At 61.0% G+C, this 1,835-nt stretch carries 1 protein-coding gene; it reads right to left on the bottom strand.

Annotation, left to right across the window (positions count from 1 at the left end; all coding sequences use genetic code 11):
• Nucleotides 1-90 precede the first annotated feature (90 nt).
• Nucleotides 91-1,452, bottom strand: coding sequence for a group II intron reverse transcriptase/maturase (gene ltrA / locus F0185_RS33965; RefSeq protein WP_370664107.1), 1,362 nt, complete (start codon nucleotides 1,450-1,452; stop codon nucleotides 91-93).
• Between the last annotated feature and the right edge of the window lie 383 nt (nucleotides 1,453-1,835).

Here is a 1,835-nt window from a genome sequence, read left to right as displayed (position 1 = left end):
ATCGGGATAGGGGCGACCAGTGTACCTGACCGGTCCCCTCCCACACCACCCGGCATGCGGGTCCGCACCGGGCGGTTCAAGAAGTTGAGGTTACGTGAGCCGAGGCATGCCGAGGCTGTCAAAGTAGGCAATCGTCAGCACGTTGTTCAGGGCCATTGCACTGTTGCGCCACCAGCGGCGACTGTTCTTCGCCACCAGTAACGCCACCTTGGGTTTGGCTCCAAGATTCATCAGTTCCCGGTAGATCGTCGCCCCGCGCTTCCATTGTTTCAGATGGATTGCCCGCATCCGGTGACGCATCCATTCATCCAGCCTGAGCAGGACGCCCGGCGTTTGCGCCAAACCGTAATACGCTTTCCATCCCAACACATAGGGGCGTAGTTTGTCGATCACCTCGCTGATGCTGCGACCGCCAGATCGGCGGGTAAGCTGCCTGATCCTTTGCCGGAACGTCACCAGCGCCGTCTTCGACACTGCACGCTTGACCTCTTTTCCCCGGGCCATCCACATCGTGTAACCCAGGAATTTTCGGCCAAACGCGCTGGCCACCGCACTTTTCGATTCATTGATCTTCAGGTGCAGCCTGTCGTAGCGGCGCTTCAGTAGTGCCATCACACGCTCGCCCGCCTTTCGACTGCGCACATACACGTTGCAGTCGTCGGCGTAGCGGGCGAAGCGATGGCCCCGACTTTCCAGCTCCCGATCCACCTCGTCGAGCAACACATTGGCCAGCAGCGGCGAGAGGGGGCCACCTTGCGGCGTGCCCTCTGCCCGTTTGACCACCACGCCGCTGTCCATGATCCCCGCGTTGAGGTAGGCGCGCACTAGCCGGATGATACCGGTATCGTCCACGCGTTTGCGCAAGCGCTCGATCAGGATGTCGTGGTTGACGCGGTCAAAGAATTTTGACAGGTCAACGTCAACCACAACGCGGTAGCCCGCCTGTACGTACTGCTGTGCTGCGAGCACGGCATCACGCGCACGGCGGCCGGGCCGAAACCCGTGGCTGTGTTCACTAAAAGTGGGATCGATCAGCGGTTGCAGCACTTGTAGCAGTGCCTGCTGAATCAGACGGTCGGTCACGGTGGGTATCCCCAATTCTCGTTCGCTGCCGTCCGGCTTCGGAATGCCGACGCGCCGTACAGGCATGGGCCTGTACCTGCCTTCCATCAGTTGCTGCCGGATGGTTGGCCACGCGTGCTTGAGGTGTTGTCCGGTCCGGGCAATGTCCAGACCGTCGACACCGGCGGCTCCCTTGTTCGCCTTCACGCGTTTCCACGCGCGTTGCATGTTCTCTCTCGCAAGCGCTTGCCTGAGCAAGTCTTGCCCTGCGTCTTGCGCTTCTTGCCGCGGGAATCGTGTTTCATCGCTGGTGCCTTGGGACGAGGCTTCACCCCGCCTTACCGCGACCCGCCCCGCTGACGCGGGCATCTGATGCCGTACACGATTCATCGACAAGACGTTTGACGCTCCTTCTTGTTCGGCCCTTCGCCCACAATGCGGCTACTATGGCCTCTGCTGACTTCTCGCTCCAGGTTGCCCCGTCGTCCTTTCAGACATGAGGCGAGATCTCCCCAGGTAAGAACGCACTCCTTCCCTGCACAACCGCCGGATTTACGCTGCTTCGCCTTGACCACAAGAGCTTCACGGTTTCATGCCCGCTCGCCCTGCCCGGCAGCGCCTCTTATCCGATTCTTGTCCATCGGCTCGCAGTTTCGCTCCACGCTTCCTTTCCACACTCGGTCACCCTCATGCAGTTGCGCTTCACTTCGCTCACTGTGGTCAGCTCGCGGCGGGACTTTCACCCACAAGAGTGCGCCCATGCTGGGCGCACA

Origin of the sequence: Massilia rubra (assembly GCF_011682065.1) — a bacterium.
GTDB classification, from domain to species: Bacteria; Pseudomonadota; Gammaproteobacteria; order Burkholderiales; family Burkholderiaceae_D; genus Telluria_A; species Telluria_A rubra.
The sequence above is the reverse complement of the archived record's forward strand: the minus strand, read 5'-3'. Positions and strand labels throughout refer to the sequence as shown.